The sequence below is a fragment of the Saccharothrix sp. NRRL B-16314 genome (assembly GCF_000716595.1).
Classification (GTDB): domain Bacteria; phylum Actinomycetota; class Actinomycetes; order Mycobacteriales; family Pseudonocardiaceae; genus Actinosynnema.
The window spans coordinates 490,294-513,896 of sequence record NZ_JNXC01000003.1; the positions used below are offsets into that span (position 1 = coordinate 490,294).

The following is a 23,603-nucleotide window of genomic DNA, read 5'->3' on the forward strand; positions in this document are numbered from 1 at the left end:
CTATTGACAATGAGGTCTAGACCTATTTACGTTCGATCGGCTGCGTCGTGGCCGCCGCCTCGTGCAGGAGGAGTCGGTCGTGTCCCAGAGATCCAGGTTGTTGCCGCTGATGGCGATGCTCGCCACGGTGGCAGGCCTCGTAGTCGCCGTCGTGTCCCCGTCCACGTCCAGTGCCGCCGCCGGTGAGGAATGCCGACCGGACGGCCTTTACCAGACGCCCGGCGTCGCGGTGCCGTACTGCTCCGTCTACGACACCGACGGCAGGGAGTCGATGGGCGCCGACCACTCCCGCCGCGTGATCGGCTACTTCACCAGCTGGCGCACCGGCCGCAACGGCTCGCCCGCCTACCTGGCGTCCGACATCCCGTGGACCAAGGTCACGCACCTCAACTACGCGTTCGCGCACCTCGACGCGCAGAACCGGGTCTCGGTCGGCCCGGACGGCCCGGACAACGCGTCCACCGGCATGACGTGGCCGGGCGTCGAGCTCGACCCGTCCCTGCCGTACAAGGGCCACTTCAACCTGCTCAACAAGTACAAGAAGCAGTACCCGGACGTGAAGACGCTGATCTCGGTCGGCGGCTGGGCGGAGACCGGGGGCTTCTTCAACGCCGACGGCTCGCGCACCGCGTCCGGCGGGTTCTACAAGCTCGGCGCGCAGCCGCAGTCCACTGTGGACGCGTTCGCCGACTCCGCCGTGCAGTTCATCCGGACCTACGGGTTCAACGGCGTGGACATCGACTACGAGTACGCCACGTCGAACAACCACGCGGGCAACCCGGACGACTTCTGGATCTCCAACGCCAACCGCGGCACGCTGTGGGCCGGCTACGAGAAGATCATGAAGACGCTGCGGGAGAAGCTGGACCGCGCCTCGCAGCAGGACGGCAAGCACTACCTGCTCACCGCCGCCGTCCCCGCCTCGGGCTGGCTGTTGCGCGGCCAGGAGGCCTACCAGGTCACCCGCTACCTCGACTACCTGAACGTGATGAGCTACGACCTGCACGGCTCGTGGAACCACTTCGTCGGCCCGAACGCCGCGCTCTACGACGACGGCAAGGACGGCGAGCTGGCCGCGGGCGGCGTCTACACCGCGCCGCAGTACGAGGGCATGGGCTACCTGAACACCGACTGGGCGTACCACTACTACCGGGGCGCGATGCAGGCCGGCCGGATCAACATCGGCGTCCCGTTCTACAGCCGCGGCTGGCAGGGCGTCACCGGCGGCACGAACGGCCTGTGGGGCCGCGCCGCGCTGCCCGACCAGACGAAGTGCCCCGCCGGCACCGGCTCGAACGTCGGCTCGACCACCCCGTGCGGCAACGGCGCGGTCGGCATCGACAACCTGTGGCACGACTCGACCGCGGGCGGCGCGGAGGTCCCCTCCGGTGTGAACCCCATGTGGCACGCCAAGAACCTGGAGAACGAGATCACGCCGGACTACCTGGCGCAGCACGGCCTCGACCCGGTGAACGACCCGACCGACCGCGTCACCGGCGCGTACAACCGGTTCTACGACAGCACGCTCACCTCGCCGTGGCTGTGGAACGCGGACAAGAAGGTGTTCCTGTCCACCGAGGACGAGCAGTCGATCGCGGCCAAGGCGAAGTACGTGGCGGACAAGGGCATCGGCGGCATCATGATCTGGGAGCTGGCGGGCGACTACCGCTTCGACGCCGCCAAGGGCCAGTACACCGTCGGCGACACCCTGCTCACCAAGATCAACGACGGCCTGCGCGGCGCGGCGCCGTACGGCGCGGGCAAGGCCGCCGGGACGCCGCCGAGCCAGGTGCTGGACGTGAGCGCCACCGTCTCCGGGTTCGCGCTCGGCGACAGCAACTACCCGATCACACCGAAGCTGAGGATCACCAACAACTCGACCACCACCCTGCCCGGCGGCACGAAGATCGAGTTCGACTACGGCACCAGCGCGCCGGGCAGCATGTCCGACCAGTCCGGGTTCGGGCTCCGGGTGACCGCCAAGGGCCACTCGGGCGGCAACGTCGGCGGGCTGAAGGGCGACTTCCAGCACGTCGAGCTGACGCTGCCGACGTGGCAATCGCTTGCGCCCGGCGCGTCGGTCGACGTGGCGCTGAGCTACCAGCTGCCGATCGCGTCGCCGTCGAACTTCAAGCTCACCTTCGGTGGACGGTCCTACGCCATCGCCTCCGACCACCCGCGCGGTGGCGGCGGCACAGGCCCGACCACGACAACGACGACCACCACCACTACTACCACGACCACGACCAGCCAGCCGAGCTGCACCGTGCCCGCGTGGGACCGCGCCAAGGTCTACAACGGCGGGAACGAGGTCTCCCACCGCGCCAAGCGCTGGCAGGCCAAGTGGTGGACGCAGGGCGAGGAGCCCGGCACGACCGGCGAGTGGGGCGTCTGGCGGGACCTCGGGGCCTGCTGAGGGGTCTCCGAAGTGCGCTGACGCCCACCTGAGGCATCCCTTACCCGCCGTCTGCTGTCCCTTACGGCGGCGGGTAAGGGGACCAACGCGGTAACCCACGTGAACGACGGATGCCCGCCCCGGCCCCTCAGGACGAATCTTCGTGTCATCAGCAAGACGGACCGACACGAGGAGCAAGTCATGGACTGGACGACCGAGGGCCTGAAGGCGGAGATCGACTACCGGCAGGCCTCCCTGCACCAGGACGCCGCGCACCACCGGGTCAGCATGCAGTCGCGCCCGGCCAGGCCGTCCTGGTGGCGGCGGCTGGGTCACCGTCCCGGACCGGATCTTCCCGGGAACGTGAACGGCCACCGCGACGCCGGCTGAGGTGTGACAGCATGCCTGGTGTGGCACGTCTGGGTTCCGGAATCCCGTTGGTGGCGCGTAGCCGGGAGATGACCAGGCTGCGCGCCGCCCTCGACGAAGCCGCACGCGGCACGGCGGGCGCGATCCTGCTCTCCGGTGACGCGGGCGTCGGCAAGACGCGGGTGGTGGACGAACTGACCGCGGCGGCGGGTGACGCGCTCGTGCTCACCGGCCGCTGCCTGGACATCGGCGAGACCGGCCTCCCGTACCTGCCCTTCACCGAGGCGTTGGGGCAGGTGCGGGACGCCGGTCTGCTCGACGTGGCCGCCCGGCCCTCCCTCGGCCTGCTGCTGCCGGACCTGGCGCTGCCGACCGGCCACGACGGCAACCCGGGCGTGTCCGGCCTCCCGTCGCACCTGGTCGGCCGCCGTCCCGAGCAGGACGTCGGCCAGCTCCAGCTGTTCGACGCGGTGTACGGGCTGCTGTGCGAACTCGCCGAGCAGCGGCCGGTGCTGCTGGTGCTGGAGGACCTGCACTGGGCCGACGCCTCCACCCGTTACCTGCTGTCCTTCCTGCTCTCCCGGCTGCGCTCGCAGCGGCTGCTGATCATCGGCACCTACCGCTCCGACGACCTGCACCGCAGCCACCCGCTGCGCCCCCTGCTCAACGAGCTGGTCCGGCTGCCCGCCGTGCGGCGGCTCGACCTGGCACCGCTGAGCGCGATCGACGCGCGCTCGTTCGTCGCCGCCCTGGCCGACGACCTGCCCGACGACGTGCTGCTCGAGGTCGCCGAGCGCTCGGACGGCAACCCGTTCTTCGCCGAAGAGCTGATCGCGGTCGCCACCTGCAGCGACGGCCGGGTGCCGTGGACGCTCGCCGAAGTGCTGCTCGCCCGGATCGAACGCCTGTCACCGGACGCCCAGCGCGTGGTGCGGGTCGCGTCGGTCGGCGGGCGGTCCGTGCGCCACGACCTGCTGCGCGACGTGGCCGGCGTCGACGACGTGGCGCTGGACGGCGCGCTGCGCGAGGCCGTGCAGCACCACGTGCTGCTGATCAACGGCGACGAGGTGTACACGTTCCGGCACGCGTTGTTGCGCGAGACCGTCTACCTCGACCTGCTGCCCGGCGAACGCGCGCGGCTGCACTCCGCGTACGCCGACCGGCTCGCGTCGTCCGGTGGCCGTGGTGCCGCCGCCGCGCTCGCCCACCACAGCATGGAGTCGCACGACCTGGCCCGTGCGCTGGCCGCGTCGGTGGACGCGTCGCACGAGGCGCAGGCGGCCGGTGCGCCCGCCGAGTCGCTGCGGCACCTGGAACAGGCGTTGAAGCTGTGGTCCGCGGTGCCCGCCGGTGACCGGCCGTCCGGGCTGACCGAGCTGGAGCTGCTGCGGAGCGCGTCGTGGGCCGCGGGGACGGCCGGACAGCCGGAGCGCGCCATCGCGTTCGCCCGGACCGGCACGACCGTGGTGGACGAGTCGGACCCGGAGGACGCGGCCGTCATGTGGCGGCGCTTCGCGCAGGCGTTGCAGGTGCTCGACGGCACGGAGGACGAGAAGTACCACGCGGTGGAGGAGGCGTGGCGGCTGGTCCGGGACCGGCCCGCGAGCCCGGCGCGCGCGTGGGTGCTGGCGGTGTGGGCGGCGGCGTTGCGGCACGACCGCAAGTACGTCGAGGCCCGTGAACGCGCGGAGATGGCCGTGGCGGACGGGCGTGCGTCGGGCGCGGAGTCGGCGGTGGCGGACGCGTTGACCACGTTGGGGCTGCTGGACGAGCCCGAGGGTGACGTGCCGCGGGCGCGTGAGCACCTGACGGCTTCGGTGGCGTGCGCGATGGAGGCGAAGTCGGTCAGCACCGAGCTGCGCGCCAGGTACTTCCTCGGCCTGCACCACTACGACCTCGGTGAGCTGGACGAGGCCGGCCGGGTGTTCGACGAGGGCGTGGCGCGGGCCAAGGCGACCGGGCTGACGTGGAGCTCGTTCGGCTTGGAGCTGCGCATCCTCCAGGTGCTGACCAGGTACTACCGGGGTGAGTGGGACGGCGCGGCGACCGCTGCCGAACCGCCCGGCCTGCGGGTGTCGAGCACGGTGTCGGCGCGGTTGGCGGCAGCGGGCACGCACGTGGCGGTGAGCCGGGGCGAGTTCGAGCAGGCCGAGCGGATGATCCGGGAGCTGCGCGCGGACTGGCACCGCGACCTGCAGATCGCGTTGATCACCGGTGGTACCGGCGCGGAGCTGGCGTTGTGGCGGGGGCAGCCGGAGCTGGCGGTGGACCGGGTCGCGGACGCGATCAGCTGGTCCCGTCGGGAGGGCGAGTGGATGCTCGCCGGTATTCGGCTGGCCGCGCTGGGCGTTGCGGGGTACGTGGAGCTGGCCGCGCGGGCACGTCGGCGGAAGGACGCCGCGGGTGAGGCGGAAGCCGTGCGTGCGGGGCGGGAGATGGCGGTGTACGCGCGCACGACGGTGGAGATGGGCGCGCCGCGCACGGGTGTGCTGGGGCCGGAGGGGACGGCCTGGCTGGCGCGGGCGGCGGCCGAGGAGTCGCGGTTGACCGGTGCCGGTGACCCGGAGCTGTGGCGGCGGGTGGTGGACGGGTTCGGGTACGGGGCGGTGTTCGAGCAGGCCGTGTGCCGGTGGCGGCTGGCGGAGGCGTTGCTGGGGGCGGACCGGCGGGACGAGGCGGCGGCGGAGTTGCGGCCGGCGAGCGCGGTGGCGGACGAACTGGGCGCGGCGCCGTTGCGGGAGGCGTTGGACCTGGTCGCGCGGCGGGCGCGGGTGGCGTTGCGCGACGTCGGTCCGCGTGACCGGGTCGACCCGTTCACGCCTCGTGAGCGTTCGGTGCTGGAGCTGGTCGCCCAAGGCCGCACCAACCGGCAGGTCGGCGAGGAGCTGTACATCTCGGAGAAGACGGTCAGCGTCCACCTGAGCCGGATCATGTCCAAGCTGGGCGCCAGCCGCCGAGCCGAGGCCGTGGCCAACGCCTTCGACCGCGGCCTCCTAGACCTCCCCGACCAGTGAGTCCTACGTTCCCGTCGCGTGAGTCCTACGTTCAGGACGCGTGAGTCCTACGTTCAGAACGCGTGAGTCCTACGTTCGCGTCCCCCGAGTTCAACGCTCAGAACCGCCCGAGCCGGCCGACCCTGTTCTGAGCGTTGAACTCGGGGGTTCTGAACGTAGGACACGGGTGTTCCGAAGGGACGACTCACGGGGCCGGAACGTAGGACTCACGGCGGGGTCAGACCGGGGGACTACGGGACGTCATACCGGCGGTTGACGGGTGGTTCCGCCGTCGGCGTGACGACCGGGCACGCGGCTGCGGCCTAGTTTTCTCCACGTCCGGGAGAGCTAGGGAATGAGGGAGCATGTCCGCACTGGTGTCCGACGTCGGGACCCGCACCGCTGTAGCCGCCGAGGACCTGGTGAAGGTGTACGGCAAGGGCGACACCGCCGTCCGGGCGCTGGACGGGGTCAGCGTCACCTTCCAGGCAGGCCGGTTCACCGCCATCATGGGCCCGTCCGGGTCCGGCAAGTCCACCCTGATGCACTGCCTGGCCGGGCTGGACAACGTCGACGGCGGCAAGGTGCACGTCGGCGGCACCGAGATCACCGCGCTCGGCGACAAGGATCTGACCAAGCTGCGGCGTGACCGGGTCGGGTTCGTCTTCCAGGCGTTCAACCTCCTGCCCACGCTCACCGCCGAGGCGAACATCCTGCTCGGCCTCGAACTCGCCGGCCGCAAGCCCGACCGCGAGTGGTTCGACACGATCGTGGACGTCCTCGGCCTCCGCGACCGCCTCAAGCACAAGCCCAGCGAGCTGTCCGGCGGCCAGCAGCAGCGCGTGGCCTGCGCCCGCGCCCTCGTCGCCCGCCCCGACGTGGTGTTCGCCGACGAGCCCACCGGCAACCTCGACTCCCGCTCCGGCGCGGAGGTGCTGGACTTCCTGCGCATGTCGGTGCGCAAGCTCGGCCAGACGGTCATCATGGTGACGCACGACCCGGTGGCCGCCTCCTACGCCGACCGCGTGGTGCTGCTCGCCGACGGCAGGCCCGCCGGCGAGATCGACAGCCCGACCACCGACTCCGTGCTGTCCGCGCTCAAGCACCTGGGGGCGTGACCTGATGCTGCGCACGATCATCGCGGGCCTCCGCGCCCGCACCGCGCGGCTCGTCCTGTCCTCGGTGGCGATCGCCCTCGGCGTCGCCTTCGTGACCGGCACGCTCGTGCTGGGCGACGCCATGAACGCGAGCCTGCGCGACGAGTTCGCCAAGGGCGCGCGGAACGTCGACGTCTCGGTCACCGTGTCCGGCGACTCGTCCGATGTGGACGGCATCAGCCCCGAAACGCTCGCGGCGATCCGGCAGGCGCCGGGCGTGGCGGGCGCCGACCCGCGCGGCTCACAGGCCGTGCCGGTGCTCACGGCCAACGGCAAGGCGAAGCCCGCTTGGGCGGTTTCCCTCCCCACCAACGAGAAGCTGCGCGAGTTCGACCTCGCGGACGGCCGCTACCCGACGTCGGCGGACGAGATCGCGGTCGACAAGCGCACCGCCGCCACCGCCAAGCTGACCATCGGCCAGCCGGTCGTGCTGCTGGGCAAGGAGGAGAAGCGGCACACCTACACGCTCGTCGGCACGTACCAGCAGGGCACGAACACGATGTCGCTGTCCGGCTACGACCACGTGGGCCTGACGCCCGAGGCGTTCCAGGCGTTGGAGCCGGAACGCCCGCCGTACCAGGTGGTCGCCACCGCCGCGGCCGGGTTCACCCAGCAGCAGGTCGTGGACAACGTCCGCAAGGCCATCGACGCCAAGGCCTTCACCGTCCAGAGCGGCGAGGAGCTGACCCAGGAGACGCTGGCACGGGTCGAGTCGCAGTCCGGCGAGTTCACCGCGCTCCTGCTGGCGTTCGCGCTGATCGCGCTCGTCGTCGCGGCCATGGTCATCTACAACACGTTCACCATCCTGGTCGCCCAGCGCACCCGCGAGCTGGCCCTGATGCGCTGCGTCGGCGCGAGCCGCGGCCAGGTGTTCCGCGGCGTGCTGGCGGAAGCGCTGGTGATGGGCCTGACCGCCTCGGTGATCGGCCTGTTCGGCGGGATCGGCGTGTCCGCGCTGCTGCAACGGGTGATCCTCTCGTTCGGCGGCGCCGGCGAGGGTGTGGTGTACCTGCCGGTGTCGGTGACGACGGTGCTCGCCGCGTTCGCCGTCGGCACGCTGGTGACGGTGCTCGCCGCGGTGCTGCCGGCCCGCAAGGCGACGAGGGTCGCGCCGGTGGCCGCGCTGCGCAGCCAGCCCGACAGCGGCGAGGAGGTCGCCCGCACCGGCGTGGTGCGCGCGCTGACCGCCGTGCTGTTCACGGTGATCGGCGTCGGCGCGGTCGTGTTCGGCATGAGCATGGACGACGAGGACGCGGCCATGGTCGTCAGCGGCGCCGGCACGATGGCGCTGCTGGCCGCGGTGCTCGTGCTCGGCCCGCTGCTGGTCGGCCCGGTCAACCGGGTGCTCGGCGTGCTGCCGCGGGCGCTGTTCGGCGTGCCCGCCAAGCTGGCCTCGGCGAACGCCGGCCGCAACCCCAAGCGCACCGCCGCGACGACCGCCGCGCTGATGATCGGCGTGACCATCGTGGCGCTGGTGACCGTGGTCGCCAACAGCGCCAAGGAGACCGCCAACGCCCAGATCGACGAGCGGATGCCCGCCGACTACACGGTGACGTCCTCGGTGTACGACCGGCCGCTGCCCAAGGAGCTGGCCACGCAGCTGGCCGCCGTGCCGGAGGTGGCGAAGGTCGCGCCGACCACCGTGGTCTACGGCGAGCGCGAGTACCTCACCGGCATCCCGCGCGACGCGATCGGCGACCTGTTCCGGCCGACGGTCACCAGCGGTTCGCTCGCCGACCTGGTCGACGGCACGGTGGCGGTGAACGCCGACTACGTCAAGCGGCGGAACGTGTCGGTGGGCTCCATGCTGACGATCCGGCCGGAGAAGGGCGAGGAGCAGCAGCTGAAGGTCGTCGCGGTGATCGAAGGGCAGCGGCTGTCCGACGGCGTCATGACGATGGAGACGTCGCAGCGCTTCCCGCAGGCCGCCGAGGGTTACGACAGCATCCTGGTGAAGCTCAAGGACGGCGTCGCGAACGGGCGCGCGGCGGTGGAACGGGTCACCGACCCGTCGCCGCTGGCCCTGCTGGACAGCGCCGCGGAGACGAAGGAGCAGCTGAACCAGCAGCTCAACCAGGTGCTGACGTTCATCTGGGCGCTCATCGGGCTGGCCGTGCTGATCGCGTTGTTCGGCATCGCCAACACGCTGACGCTGTCGGTGTTGGAGCGGACGCGCGAGTCGGCGCTGCTCCGGGCGCTCGGCCTGACCCGCGGCCAGTTGCGGCTGATGCTGGTGATCGAGTCGGTGCTGATGGCGTTGATGGGCGCGGCGATCGGCCTGCTGCTCGGCATCGGCTTCGGCTGGGTGATCACGGAGGCGCTGTCCACCGACACGATCTCGGTCGACCTGATCGTGCCGTTCGGGCAGATCGGCGTGATGCTCGCCGGCGCCGTCGTCGCGGCCGTCGTGGCCGCCGCGCTGCCCGCCCGGCGTGCCGCCCGGACCTCGGTCGTCGCGGGGATGGCCGAGGCGTGAAACCCCTGGTGGCCCGTTCCTCTTCGGGGAGGGGAACGGGCTACCGGGGCGCACGCCGCCAGTGCGACGCGAGTCACAGGATTTCTTGCGAGCACGCGTCACGTCCGAGCGCGAATCGCCTCTAACAGGGTGCGGGATGGCCCGGGCGAGGGCCGGGCCATCCCGCCTCGATCCCGCCTCGATCCGGCCCTTCCTGGCCACCGGGACCGCTCACTCGTTGTGATCGCGACGGTCACGTTCGGCGCACAAGAGCGCTTCAGAATGTTGCGGAACGGTGTCGACCGGTACTTCCCGGGTTGACAGCACCGACCGTCCTCACGACTGTGAGAGCGCTCTCATGAAGCCGGGTCGGAAACCGGCGAGTGCGTCGAGGAGGACGGATGAGCAGGACTCTGGTCGGCCGGACGACGGCGATCACCGCGGTCGCCGTGGCCGCGACCCTGGTGGCCGCCTGTGGCGGTGGAAGTGACGCGGGCGACGGCAAGGTCAAGCTGTCGATCGGCGTGTTCTCCGACTTCGGATACGCCAACCTGATCAAGGAGTACCAGGCGTCCCACCCGGACATCGAGATCGAGCAGCGCACGGTCAAGATGGAGCAGCACCACACGCAGCTCGCGACGCAGCTCGCGGGCGGCCGGGGCGCGGCGGACATCGTGGCGATCGAGGAAGGCAACATCGCGCAGTTCCGCCAGTCCAAGGACAAGTTCGTCAACCTGGCGGACCACGGCGCCAAGGACCTCGAGAGCCAGTGGGCCGCCTGGAAGTGGAACCAGGGCACCACCGACGACGGCGACTTCGTGCTGGGCCTCGGCACGGACATGGGCAGCCTCGCGCTCTGCTACCGCCGCGACCTGTTCGAGGCCGCCGGCCTGCCCGCCGACCGCGAGTCCGTCGGCAAGCTGTGGCCGACCTGGGACGACTACCTCGCGGTCGCCGAGACCTTCTCGCAGAAGACGCCCGGCGTGAAGTTCGTCGACACCGCCCAGAACGTCTACAAGGCGATCCTCGACCAGACCGAGGAGGGCTACTTCGCCAAGGCCGACGACTCGTTCATCGGTGACAAGAACGAGAAGGTGAAGCAGGCCTTCACGCTCGCGGCCACGCTGGGCGAGCGCAAGCAGACCGGCGCGCTGGCGCCGTTCAGCCAGGACTGGAACGTGGCGCTCAAGCAGGCGTCCTTCGCCACCACCACCTGCCCGGCGTGGGCGCTCGCGCTGATCAAGGCCGGTGCGGGCGACGAGGCCGCGGGCAAGTGGGACGTGGCCGCGGCGCCCGGTGGCGGCGGCAACTGGGGCGGTTCGTTCCTCGCCGTGCCCAAGCAGGGCAAGCACCCCAAGGAAGCCTACGAGCTGGCCAAGTGGCTGACCGCGCCCGAGCAGCAGAAGCGGATCTTCAAGGAGACCGGCAACCTGCCCAGCGAGCCCGCCGCGTACAAGGACCCCGAGGTCACCGCGACGACCAACGAGTACTTCAACAAGGCCCCGGTCGGCCAGATCTTCGGCAACTCGGCGGAGAACCTGAAGCCCACCTACCGCGGCACCAAGGACTCCAAGGTCACGCCGGTCTTCGGCAACGCCCTGTCCCGCGTGGAGACCGGCAAGCAGTCCACAGCGGACGCCTTCGCCCAGGCCCTCCAGGAAGCGCGGGACGCCGTCAAGTGACGGTCGCACCCGAACGGGCCGCGGCGGGACGGGGCACCACGCCCGTCCCGCCGCCGGCGCAGCGCCTGTCGTGGCGGGACAAGCTCGGTCGGCTGGACACCAGGTACACGCCGTACCTGATCATCGCGCCGTTCTTCGTGGTGTTCGGGATCTTCGGCCTCTACCCGCTGCTGTTCACCGCGTGGGTGTCGCTGCACGAGTGGCAGCTCATCGACGGCGACCAGGGCTTCACCGGCCTGGACAACTACGCCGAACTGCTGTCCGACAAGAACTTCTGGAACGCGCTGGGCAACACGGTCAGCCTGTTCCTGCTGTCCACCGTGCCGCAGCTGTTCGCCGCCCTCGGCCTGGCCGCCCTGTTGGACCGCGGCCTGCGCGGCCGGGCGTTCTGGCGGGCGGGCGTGCTGCTGCCGAACGTGATCTCGGTGGCCGCGGTCGCGCTGGTGTTCGCGCAGCTGTTCGGCCGCGACTTCGGCATCGTCAACGCCCTGCTGGGCTTCGTCGGCATCGACCCGGTGGACTGGCGGGCCGAGACGTGGGCCTCCCACCTGGCCATCAGCTCGATGGTGATGTGGCGGTGGACCGGCTACAACGCGCTGATCTACCTGGCCGCGATGCAGTCGGTGCCCAGGGACATGTACGAGTCGGCGATGCTCGACGGGGCGTCCCGCTGGCGGGTGTTCTGGTCGATCACGGTTCCCAGCATCCGGCCGACGATCCTGTTCACGGTCATCGTGTCGACCATCGGCGGCATGCAGCTGTTCGTCGAGCCGCAGCTGTTCGACCCGGGCGGCACGGCCACCGGCACCGGCGGCGACGACCGGCAGTTCCAGACCCTGGTGATGTACCTGTACGAGAAGGGGTTCCGGTTGTTCGACGCGGGCTACTCGTCGGCCATCGCGTGGGTGCTGTTCCTGCTGATCCTGGTGGTCGCGGTCGTGAACTTCACGGTGGCGCGGCGCATCGCGTCGAAGGGGTGAGGCGCGGATGAGCTCGAAACGACTCACGCGCTCCGGCCCGGTCGCCTACGCGCTGCTGGTGGTGGTCCTGCTCGCCTCGGTGTTCCCGCTGTACTACTCGTTCCTGATCGCCAGCAAGGACAACTCGGCGCTGGGCGAGGCGGTGCCGTCGCTGGTACCCGGCGGGAACCTCTTCGACAACCTGGCCAGGATGTTCGACACCGTCGACTTCTGGCTCGCGATGCAGAACTCGCTGGTGGTCGCGGGCACGGTGGCGCTCAGCAACGTCGTGCTCGGTACGCTGGCCGGGTTCGCGTTCGCCCGGCTGCGGTTCCGCGGCGGCAACTCGCTGTTCCTGATCGTGGTCGGCACGTCCATGGTCCCGACGCAGCTCGGCGTCATCCCGCTGTACATGCTGATGTCCGACCTCGACTGGTACGGCACGCTCCAGGCGGTGATCGTGCCCGCGCTGATCGGCGCGTTCTCGGTGTTCTGGATGCGGCAGGCCTGCGAGGAGTCCGTGCCGTACGAGCTGATCGAGGCGGCCCGGGTGGACGGCTGCTCGGTGCTGAAGACGTTCTGGCACGTGGCCTTCCCGGCAGTGCGGCCACAGGCGGCGGTGATGGGCATGTTCACGTTCATGACGGCGTGGAACGACTTCTTCTGGCCGCTGATCGTGCTGGATCCCAACGACAGCCCCACGGTCCAGGTGGCGTTGTCGACGCTGGCCAGCGGCTATTACACGGACTACTCGCTCATGCTCTCCGGCGCGTCGCTCGCGGTGCTGCCGGTGGTCGGGATCTTCATCCTGCTGGCCCGACAGATCGTCGGTGGGATCATGCAGGGCGCTGTGAAGGGGTGAACTTTCGGATGACGACAACCGACCCGGACACCGAGGTCGGACAGGACGTGCTGCGCTTCCCACCGGATTTCCTGTGGGGCTCGGCGACGGCGTCCTTCCAGATCGAGGGTTCGACCACGGCGGACGGTCGCGGACCGTCCATTTGGGACACGTTCGCGGCGAAACCCGGTGCGGTGGTGGGCGGTGACACCGGCGACCCGGCGTGCGACCACTACCGCCGGTACGCCTCGGACGTCGGCCTGATGGCCGAGCTGGGGCTGGGCGCCTACCGGTTCTCGCTGGCGTGGCCGCGGATCCAGCCGGTGGGTGCGGGCCGGGTGGAGCCCAGGGGACTGGCGTTCTACGACCGGTTGGTGGACGAGCTGCTGGGGCGCGGGATCCAGCCGGTGGCCACGCTCTACCACTGGGACCTGCCGCAGGCGCTGGAGGACGGCGGCGGGTGGCGCAACCGCGACACCGCCTACCGGTTCGCCGAGTACGCGGCGTTGACGCACGAGCACCTCGGCGACCGGGTGCAGCTGTGGACCACGTTGAACGAGCCCTGGTGCTCGGCGTTCCTCGGGTACGCGACCGGCATCCACGCGCCGGGGGTGGTGGACCTGAAGGCGTCGCTGGAGGCGGCGCACCACCTGCTGCTCGGGCACGGCCTGGCGGTGCAGGCGATGAGCGTGCAGGCGCCGGCCGACCACCGGTTCTCCATCGTGCTGAACTTCTGCGCGACGATGGTGGAGGACGACGAGTCCCAGGAGGCGGTGCGCAAGGTCGACGGCCTGCAGAACCGGCTCTTCCTCGACCCGCTGGCGGGCCGCGGCTACCCGCAGGACGTCATCGAGGACACCGCGTGGCTGGGTGACTGGACGGAGGTCGTGCGGGACGGCGACCTCGACGTGATCGCGACGCCGATCGACTGGATGGGCGTGAACTACTACAGCCCGACCCGCGTCGCCGTCGCCGCCGATCCCGAGGTGGTGACCGGCGGGCCGTTCCCGGGCCTGCGCGGCGTCGAGTTCCTGCCCGCGCGCGGTGACGTGACCGGGTTCGGCTGGGAGATCGACGCGCGCGGCCTGACCGAGCTGCTGGAACGGCTCGGGCGCGACGTCGACGTGCCGCTGGTGATCACCGAGAACGGCTCCGCGTTCCCCGACGTGGTCGAGGACGGGGAAGTGGTGGACGAGGCGCGGACCAGGTACCTGGTCGACCACCTGCGGGCGGTGCACCGGGCCATCGCCGCAGGGGTGGACGTGCGCGGGTACTTCGCGTGGTCGCTGCTGGACAACTTCGAGTGGGCCGAGGGCTACAGCCAGCGGTTCGGCATCGTGCACGTCGATTACGACACGCAGGTGCGCACGGTGAAGCGGAGCGGTCGCACGCTGGCCGGGGTGATCGGCGCCAACGCCGTTCCCGCCACCGGCTACGACGTGACCTGACCCCGGAGCCCGGGGGCTGCCTGGTGCCGCTGGGGCAGCCCCCGACCTTCACCGACTGTCGTACACGTGCTCGACCGCCAACGTGATCAGCACCCGGCGATCGGACACCATGACCGACCGGTACTCGTCCCAGTCCGGGTGCTCGCCAGCCGCGGCGCGGTAGTAGTCCACCAGCGCATCGACCTCCGGGCCGTGCGGGTCCGTCCCCGGACCGACCAGCGTGACGACGCCCTCGGCGGTCGCCCACGCCATGCCGTCCTCGCGGGTCACCTCCAACGAGGCCCGCGGGTCGCGGCGCAGGTTGGCCACCTTGGCGGTCCGCTCGGTCGTCGACACCCGGATCACCCCGGCGGCCCGGTCGTACGACGGCTGCACCGGGGACAACTGGGGGCGGCCGTCCGACTTGATCGTCGCCAGCACCCCGAGCCGGCTCTGCGCCAACAAGTCGTGCGGGTCGAACTGCGCGTTCGTCATGCCACGGACAACCCGGCACTTGCCGCCGGGTATTCCGGCGTCTCCCGCGCTTCCGGCGCTACGCGGACTCGCGGCGGATCAGGACCGTCGGCAGCACCTCGCGCCGGGCCCGGATGTTCTCGCCGCGCAGGAGGCGGAGCAGGTGGGTCACCATGTGCCTGACCTGCGCGCTCGTGTCCTGCTGCACGCTGGTCAACGACGGGGTGGTGTGCGGCGCGATCATCGGGTGGTCGTCGAAACCGACCACGGCGACGTCCTCCGGCACCCGCTTCCCGGCCTCGCGCAACGCGTCCAGCGCGCCCGCGGCCATGTGGTCGGACGCCACGAACGCCGCGTCGAGGTCGGGCACCCGGGCGAGCAGCTTCTCCATCGCCCGCCGGCCGCCCTCGCGCGAGAAGCCGCCGTCCTCGGTCAGGAACGCGGTCAGCTCGTCGTCCGCGCCGACCGCCGACCGCCACCCGGCCAGCCGGTCCATCGCCGAGTGCTCGTCCAGCGGACCCGTCACCGACACGATCTTCTTGCGCCCCAACGACATCAGGTGCTCGGTGGCCAGCAGCCCGCCGCCCTCGTTGTCGTGGTCGACGGTGTGCAGGCCGCGCAGCGAACCCCACGGCCGCCCCGCGTACACCACGGGCAGCGGCAGCTTGCGGGCCACCGTCGGCAGCTGGTCACCCTTGTGCGGCGCGAACATCAACGCGCCGTCCACGTGCCCGCCGGCCATGAACCGCTCGGCCCGCGCCTTGTCCTGCGGCGAGTGCACCAGCATCAGCACCATCTGCACGTCCGCGTCGGCCAACGACCGCGCCGCCGAACGGATCAGCCACGCGAAGTGCGGGTCGTCGAAGATCTTCGGCTCGGGCTCGGAGAACACCACCGCCACCGCGCCGGAACGCCGGGTCACCAGTGCCCGCGCGGCCTGGTTCGGCTGGTAGCCCAGCTCCATCACCGCCGCCGTCACCGCTTCGTGCGCCTCCGGGCTCACCCTGGGGGACGCGTTGAGCACCCGCGACGCCGTCGCACGGGAAACGCCAGCCTTCGCCGCTACGTCCTCCAGCGTGGGCCGGGCTCCTGAGTGCGATGAAACGGACACGAGCACCACTCCTCGACGATCGCCGTACGTAACCAGCTTAGCCGGAGGCGATCGGGCGGGAAGCGCTCTCAAGGAGACCCGGACCGGGGATCCGGGTGCGGTCCGGAGTGATCGACACCCGCAGCAGCCCGTCCTCCCGGCGGACCGACGTCGGCAGCCCTGCCCTGGCCGCCGTGCGGAGCAGACCGGTCTCGGCCGGCAGGCACCAGCCGACCAGCTCGCGGCGCCCGTCCGCACCGGCCGCGCGGGCCAGCGCGCCGAGCAGCCCGGTGCCCACGCCGCGGCCCTGCCACCCGTCCTCCACCAGCAACGACACCTCGGCGCTGTGCGGGGAGGCCATCGGGATGAGCTGCCCCATCGCGATCACCCGGTCCGCGCACTGCGCCACCACGGTCGTGCCGCGCGGCGGGCTGAGCAGCCGGTGCAGCCAGCGCCGCGGCACCGTCCGCACGCCCGCGTGGTAGCGGTTGAACAGGGTGCCCATCGAGCAGCGGGAGTGCAGTCGGGCCACGGCTTCCTCGTCGCCGGCACGGCCCGGCCGCAGCACGACCGCCATGCCGTCGTCGGTCAGCAGCGCCGTCGACCGCGGCATCGCCACGCCCTCGTCGGACAGCAGGTCGACCAACGCCTGCCCGCGCGCCAGCTCGACCTGCGTGAACGGCGACCAGCCCCGCCGCGCCAGGACCACCACCCCGTTCTTCGTGACCAGCCGCGCGGTGTTGGAGTGCCGCAGCTCGGCGGACGGACCGGTCGCCTCGACCTCGCGGTCGTCCGCCGCGGCGTCGGGCAGGAAGGACACGGAGTCGGCGGCCAGGACGGCCCGCAGCGCGTCGCACACGGCGCCGGGATCGCGCATGGCGTGACCGGCCGCGCGCAACGCCGCCGTCGGGGCGTCGACCAGGTCGCGCACGTCCGCGGCGGTGATGCCGACGCACCGGCCGCCCTCGGCGCGCACCGCCGCCACCAGGTCCGCGGGCAGCAGGCCCGGCCCGGCCCGCACCACGAGCTCGTCGAGGACGCCGCCCGGCACCGGTATCACGGACAGCGACAGCACGTTGCAGTCCTGGTCCGCGAGCCGGATGGTGACCCGCGCCAGCGCGCCGGGACTGTCGTCCAGCTCGACGCGCAGCCGCCAGGTCTTCGGTGTGGTGTCCATGGGCCCAGGCTGCTCGCCCGACGTTGCCGCGCGGGGACGCTGAGGTTTCGGCTCCGTTGAGGGCGCCGGTCCGACCGGGAGCCGGGCCTGTGCGTTCGGCCGCCGCGCGTCAGGTGTTGCAGTGCGGCGGCGGGAACAGGTTGAGCGGGCTGCACGGCCACTCGCTGTCCCGGGTCTGCGTCGTGGTGGTCGTCACCGGCGGGGCCTCGGTGGTCACCGGCGGTGGCGGTGGCGCCGGGGGAGGCTGCGTCGTCGTGGTGGTCTTGACCGCGGCGCTCGGGCTGGCCGCCGGAGGCCCGGCCTCCGTGGTCCCGACGGTCGTCGTCGAACTCGAGCCGCTGGTGTAGCTGGTCGACGGTCTACCGGTGATCCAGGTCGAAGCCGGGGTGTCGGCCTGCTCGTCGTCGTTCACCCCGTCGAGGACCACCCCGATGAGAACACCGGTCAGCGCCGACGCCGCGACGGCCAGGCCGCACGTGGCCCACAGCACCCGCACAGCGATCCTCCTAACAGAACGTACTCGTGGCGCGACGGCGAGCCGAACACTACCGCCCACCGGGCTGTTCCACGTCGCCCACCGGTCCACCTCGTGGGCGCGCGACCTTCCATGTCGCCGGGACAACGAGCGGAGCCGCCGGACGGTGACGGTCACCGGCGCACCCGGCGTCAGCGGGGCCGAGCCCGGCCGCCATCCCTTCTACCGTGAGTGCCGGGAAAGGCCATTCCCGCGATCTGTACCCCCCGACGGGCGTCCCTCAACCGCGTTCTTCCCGGTGTTCCACCGCCGCCAGCCGCCGTTCCAACACCGCTGTTCCCAGCACGCGGGCCAGGACCAGGGCGGCCCCGGACAGCCCGGCCGCCAGCACCGCCCCGGTCATGTGCCACGTAGGTGCGTCACCTGTGCAGGTGAACACTTCCGTGAACGTCTCCGACGAGCAGGTCACGAACGGCACGGAGGCCAGTCCGACGCTCGTCGCGGCGACCCCTCCGAGCAGCGCGGAGCCGAACGTGCGCATCAGCGGGAACGCGGCGTTGGCCGCGCCGACGGCGGCTACCGCGAACAGCAGCGGCACGGGGTGCGGGAACGGCCCGAACGCGGCGCAGCCCACCATGAGCGCGCACACGATCGCCAGCCCGGCCCGTTCACCCACCCGGCGACCCTAACAACGCCGGCGGGCAGGCGTCAGAACTTCGTAACCCCGTTTCGCCCCACGCGCGGCCCGCGATTCGCCAGAGTTGCCGGTACAAGACGACTTCGGAAGGCGTGCGATGTCCAAGCGGGTAGTGGTGGTCGGGGTGGCCGGTGTGCTGGTGGTCGCCCTGGCGGTGGGGCTGTACCTGTTCCAGCCGTGGCGGTTGGTCACCGACCGGACCGCCGACGAGGCGTTGCTGGTGCCGGTGCCCACGACGACCGCAGCGGCGGGTTCGAGCGCGTCCGCACCCGCCACGACGTCGGCGGCACCCGTCACCACGACGTCGGCGGCGCCGACCGGCCCGGTAGCGCTGGCCACCGGGCCGTTCCGCTCGCTCGACTACACCACGAGCGGCAGCGCGACCCTGGTCCGGACGCCCGACGGCAAGCTCGCCGTCCAGTTCGAGGCGCTGGACACGACCGACGGTCCGGATCTCCACGTTTACCTCTCGGACAAGCCCGCGGACTCGCCCGAGGCGGCGTTCGACTCCGGTTTCACGAACCTGGGAAAACTGAAGGCGAATCGCGGCAACCAGGTCTACGAGGTGCCCGCCGGCATCGACCTGACGGCCGTTCGCAGCGTCGTGATCTGGTGCGAAAGGTTTTCCGAGGGTTTCGGAGTGGCGCCGTTGGAACACGCCTGACACAGCGCTGGAACAAATCTCAATTGGCGGGTGCTTTTCGCCGTATTGACGTATCTGGTCTAGACCACATAAGGTTATCGGACCACGACGTCCCTCGACGATGGGCGGGCGGATGCCCCACCGTCGAGGCGCCGGCTCACTGGGGTGGGCCACCGTGGCGGCGGCGCGGGACCTTCTCTCCCCTCACCGCGCCGCCGCTCACGGCTCTGATGCGACACTGTGAGTGATGCTCACCCGGACCATCGCCATCCACTACGTCACCGCGGCACTGCGCGGCGCCGAACGGCGTGGTCACGACATCGCCGGGCTGCTCACGTCGGCGGGCATCGGCGAGGCCCTGCTGGCGGACGAACGGGCCCGGGTCACCCCCGCCCAGTACACGAAGCTCATCCAGACGCTGTGGGAAGTGCTGGACGACGAGTTCATGGGCCTGGGGCCGCAGCCGAGCAAGCGCGGGACGTTCCCGACCATGTGCCTGCTCGCCGTGCACTGCCCGTCTCTGGGTGACGCGTTGCGGCGCGGCCTCGCGTTCTACGACCTGTTCGACGTCCGGCCGGCGATGGCGTTGTCCGAGCGGGACGGCGTCGCCACGTTCACGCTGTCCGCGGCGGGCGTGGACGACCCGGACCGGTTCCTGGTCGAGTCGCTGCTGGTGCTGTGGCACCGGTTCTCGTCGTGGCTGATCGGCCGCCGCATCCCGCTGCGCGGAGTCGACCTGGCGTACCCAGAGCCGGCGCACGGCGCGGAGTACCACTTGATCTTCGGCGCGCCCCTGCGGTTCTCGGCGCCGGAGACGACGTTGACGTTCGACGTGCGGTTCCTGCGGATGCCGGTGGTGCAGGACGAGTCCGCGTTGCGCCGGTTCCTGCGCAACTCGCCCGCCGAGCTGCTGTCCCGGCGCGACTACGGCGCGGACGCGTCCAGCCAGGTGCGGCGGATGCTGGCCGGCGGTGTGGTGGGGCTGGAGAGCGCTGCCGCGCGGCTCGGGGTGAGCGCGCCGACGTTGCGGCGGAAGCTCGCCGCCGAGGGCACGTCGTTCCGCGAGGTGCGGGAGCAGCTCCTGCGGGACCAGGCGGTGGCGAGCCTGGTGCGCGGCGGCGAGTCGGTGGAGGAGCTGGCCCTGCGACTGGGTTTCTCCGAGGCGAGCGCATTTCACCGAGCGTTCAAGAGGTGGACGGGCAGCAGTCCTGGAACGTACCGGGGTGGGCCTGCAAGCTGACGCCGGCGGCCGATCGGGCTGCCAACTGCGTCCGAACGGCCGTGTACGGAGAACTTCCAACACGGTGGACTGATATCGCGTAATTTCTCACCCACCTTGCGGGAGTCCCCGTGGTCCCACGCCCTCGCTCCTCCGCCCTGGCCGCGGTGCTGGTGCTCGCCCTGGCGACGCCCGCGGCGCACGCCGAGCCCGCCCCCGTCGTCGACCTGCCCGGTGTGGCGGTCGCGCCCGCCGTCGACCCCGCACGCCGCATCGAGACCGCGCGCACCACCCGCCCCGTCGCGCCGGGCGTCTCCCTCGACTCGTTCGACTGGTACGAGCCGGGCGGCGCGGGAGGCTGGATCCGCGGTGACGCGCTCACCGTCGACCTGACCGCGGGCACCAAGGTCGACTACCTGTACCCCGGCACGGTCGCCGCCGCCGAGCCGCTGTCCGCGCAGGCCGACCGGACCCGCGCGGTCGCCGCCGTCAACGGCGACTTCTTCGACATCAACAACTCCAACGCGCCGCAGGGCGTCGGCGTCCAGGACGGCCGCGCGGTGAAGTCGCCCGCCGCCGGGCACCGCCGCGCGGTCGGCCTCGACGCGGCCGGCGTCGGCCGGGTGATGGAGGTGTTCTTCGACGGGAAGATCACCCGCGAGGACGGCACCTCGATCCGGCTCGACCAGCTCAACAGCGCCGCCATCCAGTCCGGTGGCGTCGGTGTGTTCGACCCGATCTGGGGTTCTTACAGCCGGGCGCGGGCGGTGCAGGGCGCGTCACGCGTGACCGAGGTCGTGGTGCGTGCGGGCGTGGTGACCGAACGGCGTGGTCAGGCGGGCGCCGACCCGATCCCCGCGGACGGTTTCGTGCTCGTCGGGCGGGAGGCGGGCGCCGACGCGCTGGCCACGCTCGCGGTCGGGCAGCGGATCGCCGTGGAGCACACCACGAAGGCCGACGACGGCAGCTCGTTGCGCGCCGCGATCGGCGGGAACCAGTTGCTGGTCAAGGACGGCGTGGTGGTCGCGCCCGACGACCCGCTGCACCCGCGCACCGCCGTCGGGTTCTCGGCGGACGGCAAGAAGATGTACATGCTGACCGTGGACGGCCGCCAAGGCGCGTTCATGCTCGGACTGAACCTCAAGGACGTCGCCTCGATCCTGCTGGAGATGGGCGCCCACAACGCGCTCAACCTCGACGGCGGCGGTTCGTCCACGCTGGTGGCGCGGATGCCCGGCGCCGAGGCTGTGGCAGTGGAGAACACGCCGTCCGACGGCGGCGAGCGGTTGGTGCCCAACGGGTTCGCGCTGTACGCGCCGGAGGGCAGCGGCTCGCTCACCGGGTTCTGGGTGCGGACGGCGATCGACGCGCGCCGGGCGCCGGGTGCGGACACCGTGCCGGGCGGTCACCCCGAGCGGGTGTTCCCGGGGCTCACCCGGCGGCTGGTGGCCGACGGGCACGACGAGACGTACGGCCCGGTCCTCGACGACGCGCACCGGTGGCACACGGCCCGCGCGGACGTGGGCAAGGTGGACGAGGACGGCGTGTTCCACGCCCTGCGTCCGGGCACGACGACGGCCAAGGCGCAGCGCGGTGAGGCGTCCGGCCAGGTGGAGCTGACCGTGCTGGGCGCGTTGGCCGGGCTGTCCGCGACCACCAGCCGGCTGAGCCTGCCTGAGGTGGGCGGCGTCGGCGGGTTCGGCGTGGTCGGGCGTGACGGCGACGGGTTCACCGCGCCGGTCGAGCCCGCTGACCTGGCGCTGGAGTACGACCGGTCGGTGGTCGACATCGCAGCCGGTGCCAACGGTGACCTGCGGATCACGGCGTTGCAGCCCGGTGCGACGACGGTCGTGGCCCGCGTGGGCGAGCACGTGGTGCGCGTGCCGGTGACCGTGGGGCTGGAGGAGCGGCTGATCGCCGGGTTCGACGACGGCGCGGCGTGGAAGTTCGGCACGGCGCGTGCGTCCGGCGCGGTGATGCCGGTGGCCGAGGGGCACACCGGCGCGGGGCTGCGGATGACGTACGACTTCTCCAAGTCCACCGGCACCCGGACCGCGTACGCCATCCCGCCGCAGCCGATCGAGGTCACCGGCCAGCCGCTGGCGCTGGGCGCGTGGGTGTACGGGCACGGTCGCGGCGAGTGGACCGCGTTCACCGTCACGGACTCGTCGGGGATCAGCCGCTCGCTCTACGGGCCGTACATCACGTGGACGGGGTGGCGGTACCTGGAGGTGCCGGTGCCGTCCGGACTCGCGTTCCCCTTGCGGGTGAACAGGTTCTACACGATCGAGACCAAGGCGGACCGGCAGTACAGCGGTGAGGTGATCGTGGACGACATCGTGGTCAAGGTGCCGCCCGCGGTGGAGCTGCCGGTCGTCTCGGAGCCGGCCGACCGGTTCGTCGTGCAGGACGGCACGGTGGCCGACCGGCCGTGGCGGTTCGCGGTGATGTCCGACGCGCAGTTCGTGGCGCGCAACCCCGACAGCGAGCTGGTGCGGGCGGCGCGGCGCACGTTGCGCGAGATCAAGGCGCAGCGGCCCGACTTCCTGGTCGTGAACGGCGACTTCGTGGACGAGGCCTCACCCGCCGACCTGGCACTGGCGCGCCAGGTGCTGACGGAGGAGCTGGGCGACGAGCTGCCCTGGTACTACGTGCCGGGCAACCACGAGATCATGGGTCCGGGCACGATCGAGAACTTCCGGCGCGAGTTCGGCGCGACGAACCGGGTGTTCGACCACAAGGGCACGCGGTTCGTGCTGCTGGACTCGTCCACCGGGACGTTGCGCGGCGGCGGGTTCGACCAGGCCGTGATGCTGCGGGACGCGTTGCGCGACCACTCCGCCGTGCACTCGGTCGTGGTGATGGAGCACCACCCGCCGCGTGACCCGACGCCGACCAAGGGCAGCCAGTTGACCGACCGGATGGAAGCCGACGTGGTCGAGGACTGGCTGGGCGACTTCCGGCGCACGACCGGCAAGGGCGCGGCGTTCATCGGGGCGCACGTCGGCCTGTTCCACGCGTCGCGGGTGGACGGGGTGCCGTACCTGATCAACGGCAACTCGGGCAAGGGGCCCGCGGGTGAGGCCGGGCGCGGTGGGTTCACCGGCTGGACGATGCTCGGCGTCGACCCCCGTTCGTCGGGTGACGACTGGCTGGCCGCCGAGATCCGCCCGCACGTGGACGCCCTGGCGCTGACCGTGCCGTCCACCGTGCGGATCGGCAGCCCGACCGTCGTGACCGCCGCGATCACGCAGGGTTCGCGCCAGGTTCCGGTGGCCTACCCGGTGTCGGCGGACTGGTCCGGTTCGCCGGGCCTCCACATCGGCCCGGAGTCCGGCGTGCGGCCGTGGCACGTGGCGTGGCTGGACCCCGCCACCGGCGCGTTCACGGCGTTGCGCCCCGGTCAGGTGATGCTGGCACTGGCCGTCAACGGCGTGACCCAACGCACCGACATCACCACCGCCCTACCCACCAAATCCCAACCCGCCGCGTGAGTCCTACGTTCAGAACCCGTGAGTCCTACGTTCAGGCATCCTGAGTTCAACACTCA

Annotated in this window: 17 protein-coding genes; 12 read left to right on the forward strand and 5 right to left on the reverse strand. The window is 71.5% G+C overall.

What is annotated here, in order from left to right; translation table 11 throughout:
• Positions 1–79: 79 nt before the first annotated feature.
• The 9 genes from OQ02_RS09385 (at position 80) to OQ02_RS09425 (ending at position 14,299) form a co-directional block, all read left to right on the forward strand.
• Positions 80–2,416 (forward strand): chitinase C-terminal domain-containing protein, encoded by a 2,337-nt coding sequence (locus OQ02_RS09385; protein ID WP_033438029.1) that lies wholly within the window; start codon positions 80–82, stop codon positions 2,414–2,416.
• 180 nt (positions 2,417–2,596) lie between these two features.
• Positions 2,597–2,785, forward strand: a complete 189-nt coding sequence (locus OQ02_RS09390) for a hypothetical protein (RefSeq protein ID WP_033437839.1) — start codon at positions 2,597–2,599, stop codon at positions 2,783–2,785.
• An 11-nt stretch (positions 2,786–2,796) separates the two neighbouring features.
• A complete protein-coding gene (locus tag OQ02_RS09395) occupies positions 2,797–5,778 on the forward strand; it encodes a helix-turn-helix transcriptional regulator (RefSeq protein WP_033437840.1) in 2,982 nt (993 codons plus the stop codon).
• 344 nt (positions 5,779–6,122) lie between these two features.
• Positions 6,123–6,875, forward strand: coding sequence for an ABC transporter ATP-binding protein (locus OQ02_RS09400; RefSeq protein ID WP_051772067.1), 753 nt, complete (start codon positions 6,123–6,125; stop codon positions 6,873–6,875).
• A 4-nt stretch (positions 6,876–6,879) separates the two neighbouring features.
• Positions 6,880–9,390, forward strand: a complete 2,511-nt coding sequence (locus OQ02_RS09405) for an ABC transporter permease (protein WP_033437841.1) — start codon at positions 6,880–6,882, stop codon at positions 9,388–9,390.
• 380 nt (positions 9,391–9,770) lie between these two features.
• Complete coding sequence (locus tag OQ02_RS09410; RefSeq protein WP_033437842.1) at positions 9,771–11,051, forward strand: ABC transporter substrate-binding protein; 1,281 nt, start codon at positions 9,771–9,773, stop codon at positions 11,049–11,051.
• A 65-nt stretch (positions 11,052–11,116) separates the two neighbouring features.
• Complete coding sequence (locus tag OQ02_RS09415; protein ID WP_051772103.1) at positions 11,117–12,031, forward strand: carbohydrate ABC transporter permease; 915 nt, start codon at positions 11,117–11,119, stop codon at positions 12,029–12,031.
• A 7-nt stretch (positions 12,032–12,038) separates the two neighbouring features.
• Positions 12,039–12,872, forward strand: a complete 834-nt coding sequence (locus OQ02_RS09420; RefSeq protein ID WP_033437843.1) for a carbohydrate ABC transporter permease — start codon at positions 12,039–12,041, stop codon at positions 12,870–12,872.
• Positions 12,873–12,880: 8 nt separating this feature from the next.
• Positions 12,881–14,299, forward strand: a complete 1,419-nt coding sequence (locus OQ02_RS09425; protein WP_051772068.1) for a GH1 family beta-glucosidase — start codon at positions 12,881–12,883, stop codon at positions 14,297–14,299.
• Between the two features lie 48 nt (positions 14,300–14,347).
• Here the strand turns inward: OQ02_RS09425 and OQ02_RS09430 are convergent, their stop codons facing one another.
• From OQ02_RS09430 to OQ02_RS09450, 5 genes are all read right to left on the reverse strand, one after another.
• Positions 14,348–14,773 (reverse strand): PPOX class F420-dependent oxidoreductase, encoded by a 426-nt coding sequence (locus OQ02_RS09430; protein ID WP_033437844.1) that lies wholly within the window; start codon positions 14,771–14,773, stop codon positions 14,348–14,350.
• A gap of 58 nt (positions 14,774–14,831) precedes the next feature.
• On the reverse strand, positions 14,832–15,863 hold the full coding sequence (locus OQ02_RS09435) for a LacI family DNA-binding transcriptional regulator (protein ID WP_081915499.1): 1,032 nt from the start codon (positions 15,861–15,863) through the stop codon (positions 14,832–14,834).
• Positions 15,864–15,900: 37 nt separating this feature from the next.
• Complete coding sequence (locus tag OQ02_RS09440) at positions 15,901–17,019, reverse strand: GNAT family N-acetyltransferase (protein ID WP_033437845.1); 1,119 nt, start codon at positions 17,017–17,019, stop codon at positions 15,901–15,903.
• A gap of 109 nt (positions 17,020–17,128) precedes the next feature.
• Positions 17,129–17,515, reverse strand: a complete 387-nt coding sequence (locus OQ02_RS09445; protein ID WP_033437846.1) for a hypothetical protein — start codon at positions 17,513–17,515, stop codon at positions 17,129–17,131.
• A gap of 259 nt (positions 17,516–17,774) precedes the next feature.
• Entirely contained in the window at positions 17,775–18,170 is a 396-nt protein-coding gene (locus OQ02_RS09450) for a hypothetical protein (RefSeq protein WP_033437847.1), read from the reverse strand.
• A gap of 118 nt (positions 18,171–18,288) precedes the next feature.
• On the opposite strand from OQ02_RS09450, the gene OQ02_RS09455 reads away from it, so the two are divergent.
• The 3 genes from OQ02_RS09455 (at position 18,289) to OQ02_RS09465 (ending at position 23,547) form a co-directional block, all read left to right on the forward strand.
• Positions 18,289–18,855 carry a DM13 domain-containing protein gene (locus tag OQ02_RS09455; RefSeq protein ID WP_033437848.1) on the forward strand — a complete coding sequence of 189 codons (567 nt, stop codon included), beginning with the start codon at positions 18,289–18,291 and terminating at the stop codon, positions 18,853–18,855.
• 226 nt (positions 18,856–19,081) lie between these two features.
• Positions 19,082–20,074 carry an AraC family transcriptional regulator gene (locus OQ02_RS09460; RefSeq protein ID WP_033437849.1) on the forward strand — a complete coding sequence of 331 codons (993 nt, stop codon included), beginning with the start codon at positions 19,082–19,084 and terminating at the stop codon, positions 20,072–20,074.
• 110 nt (positions 20,075–20,184) lie between these two features.
• On the forward strand, positions 20,185–23,547 hold the full coding sequence (locus tag OQ02_RS09465) for a phosphodiester glycosidase family protein (RefSeq protein ID WP_033437850.1): 3,363 nt from the start codon (positions 20,185–20,187) through the stop codon (positions 23,545–23,547).
• Positions 23,548–23,603 lie beyond the last annotated feature (56 nt).

What these genes read in the sequence shown, in the direction of transcription:
- OQ02_RS09460 (WP_033437849.1), top strand. Translation starts at nt 19,082, where the DNA reads ATGCTCACCCGGACCATCGCCATCCACTACGTCACCGCGGCACTGCGC.
- OQ02_RS09430 (WP_033437844.1), bottom strand. Translation starts at nt 14,773, where the DNA reads ATGACGAACGCGCAGTTCGACCCGCACGACTTGTTGGCGCAGAGCCGG.
- OQ02_RS09410 (WP_033437842.1), top strand. Translation starts at nt 9,771, where the DNA reads ATGAGCAGGACTCTGGTCGGCCGGACGACGGCGATCACCGCGGTCGCC.
- OQ02_RS09420 (WP_033437843.1), top strand. Translation starts at nt 12,039, where the DNA reads ATGAGCTCGAAACGACTCACGCGCTCCGGCCCGGTCGCCTACGCGCTG.
- OQ02_RS09440 (WP_033437845.1), bottom strand. Translation starts at nt 17,019, where the DNA reads ATGGACACCACACCGAAGACCTGGCGGCTGCGCGTCGAGCTGGACGAC.
- OQ02_RS09395 (WP_033437840.1), top strand. Translation starts at nt 2,797, where the DNA reads ATGCCTGGTGTGGCACGTCTGGGTTCCGGAATCCCGTTGGTGGCGCGT.
- OQ02_RS09390 (WP_033437839.1), top strand. Translation starts at nt 2,597, where the DNA reads ATGGACTGGACGACCGAGGGCCTGAAGGCGGAGATCGACTACCGGCAG.
- OQ02_RS09400 (WP_051772067.1), top strand. Translation starts at nt 6,123, where the DNA reads ATGTCCGCACTGGTGTCCGACGTCGGGACCCGCACCGCTGTAGCCGCC.
- OQ02_RS09425 (WP_051772068.1), top strand. Translation starts at nt 12,881, where the DNA reads ATGACGACAACCGACCCGGACACCGAGGTCGGACAGGACGTGCTGCGC.
- OQ02_RS09455 (WP_033437848.1), top strand. Translation starts at nt 18,289, where the DNA reads ATGTCCAAGCGGGTAGTGGTGGTCGGGGTGGCCGGTGTGCTGGTGGTC.
- OQ02_RS09405 (WP_033437841.1), top strand. Translation starts at nt 6,880, where the DNA reads ATGCTGCGCACGATCATCGCGGGCCTCCGCGCCCGCACCGCGCGGCTC.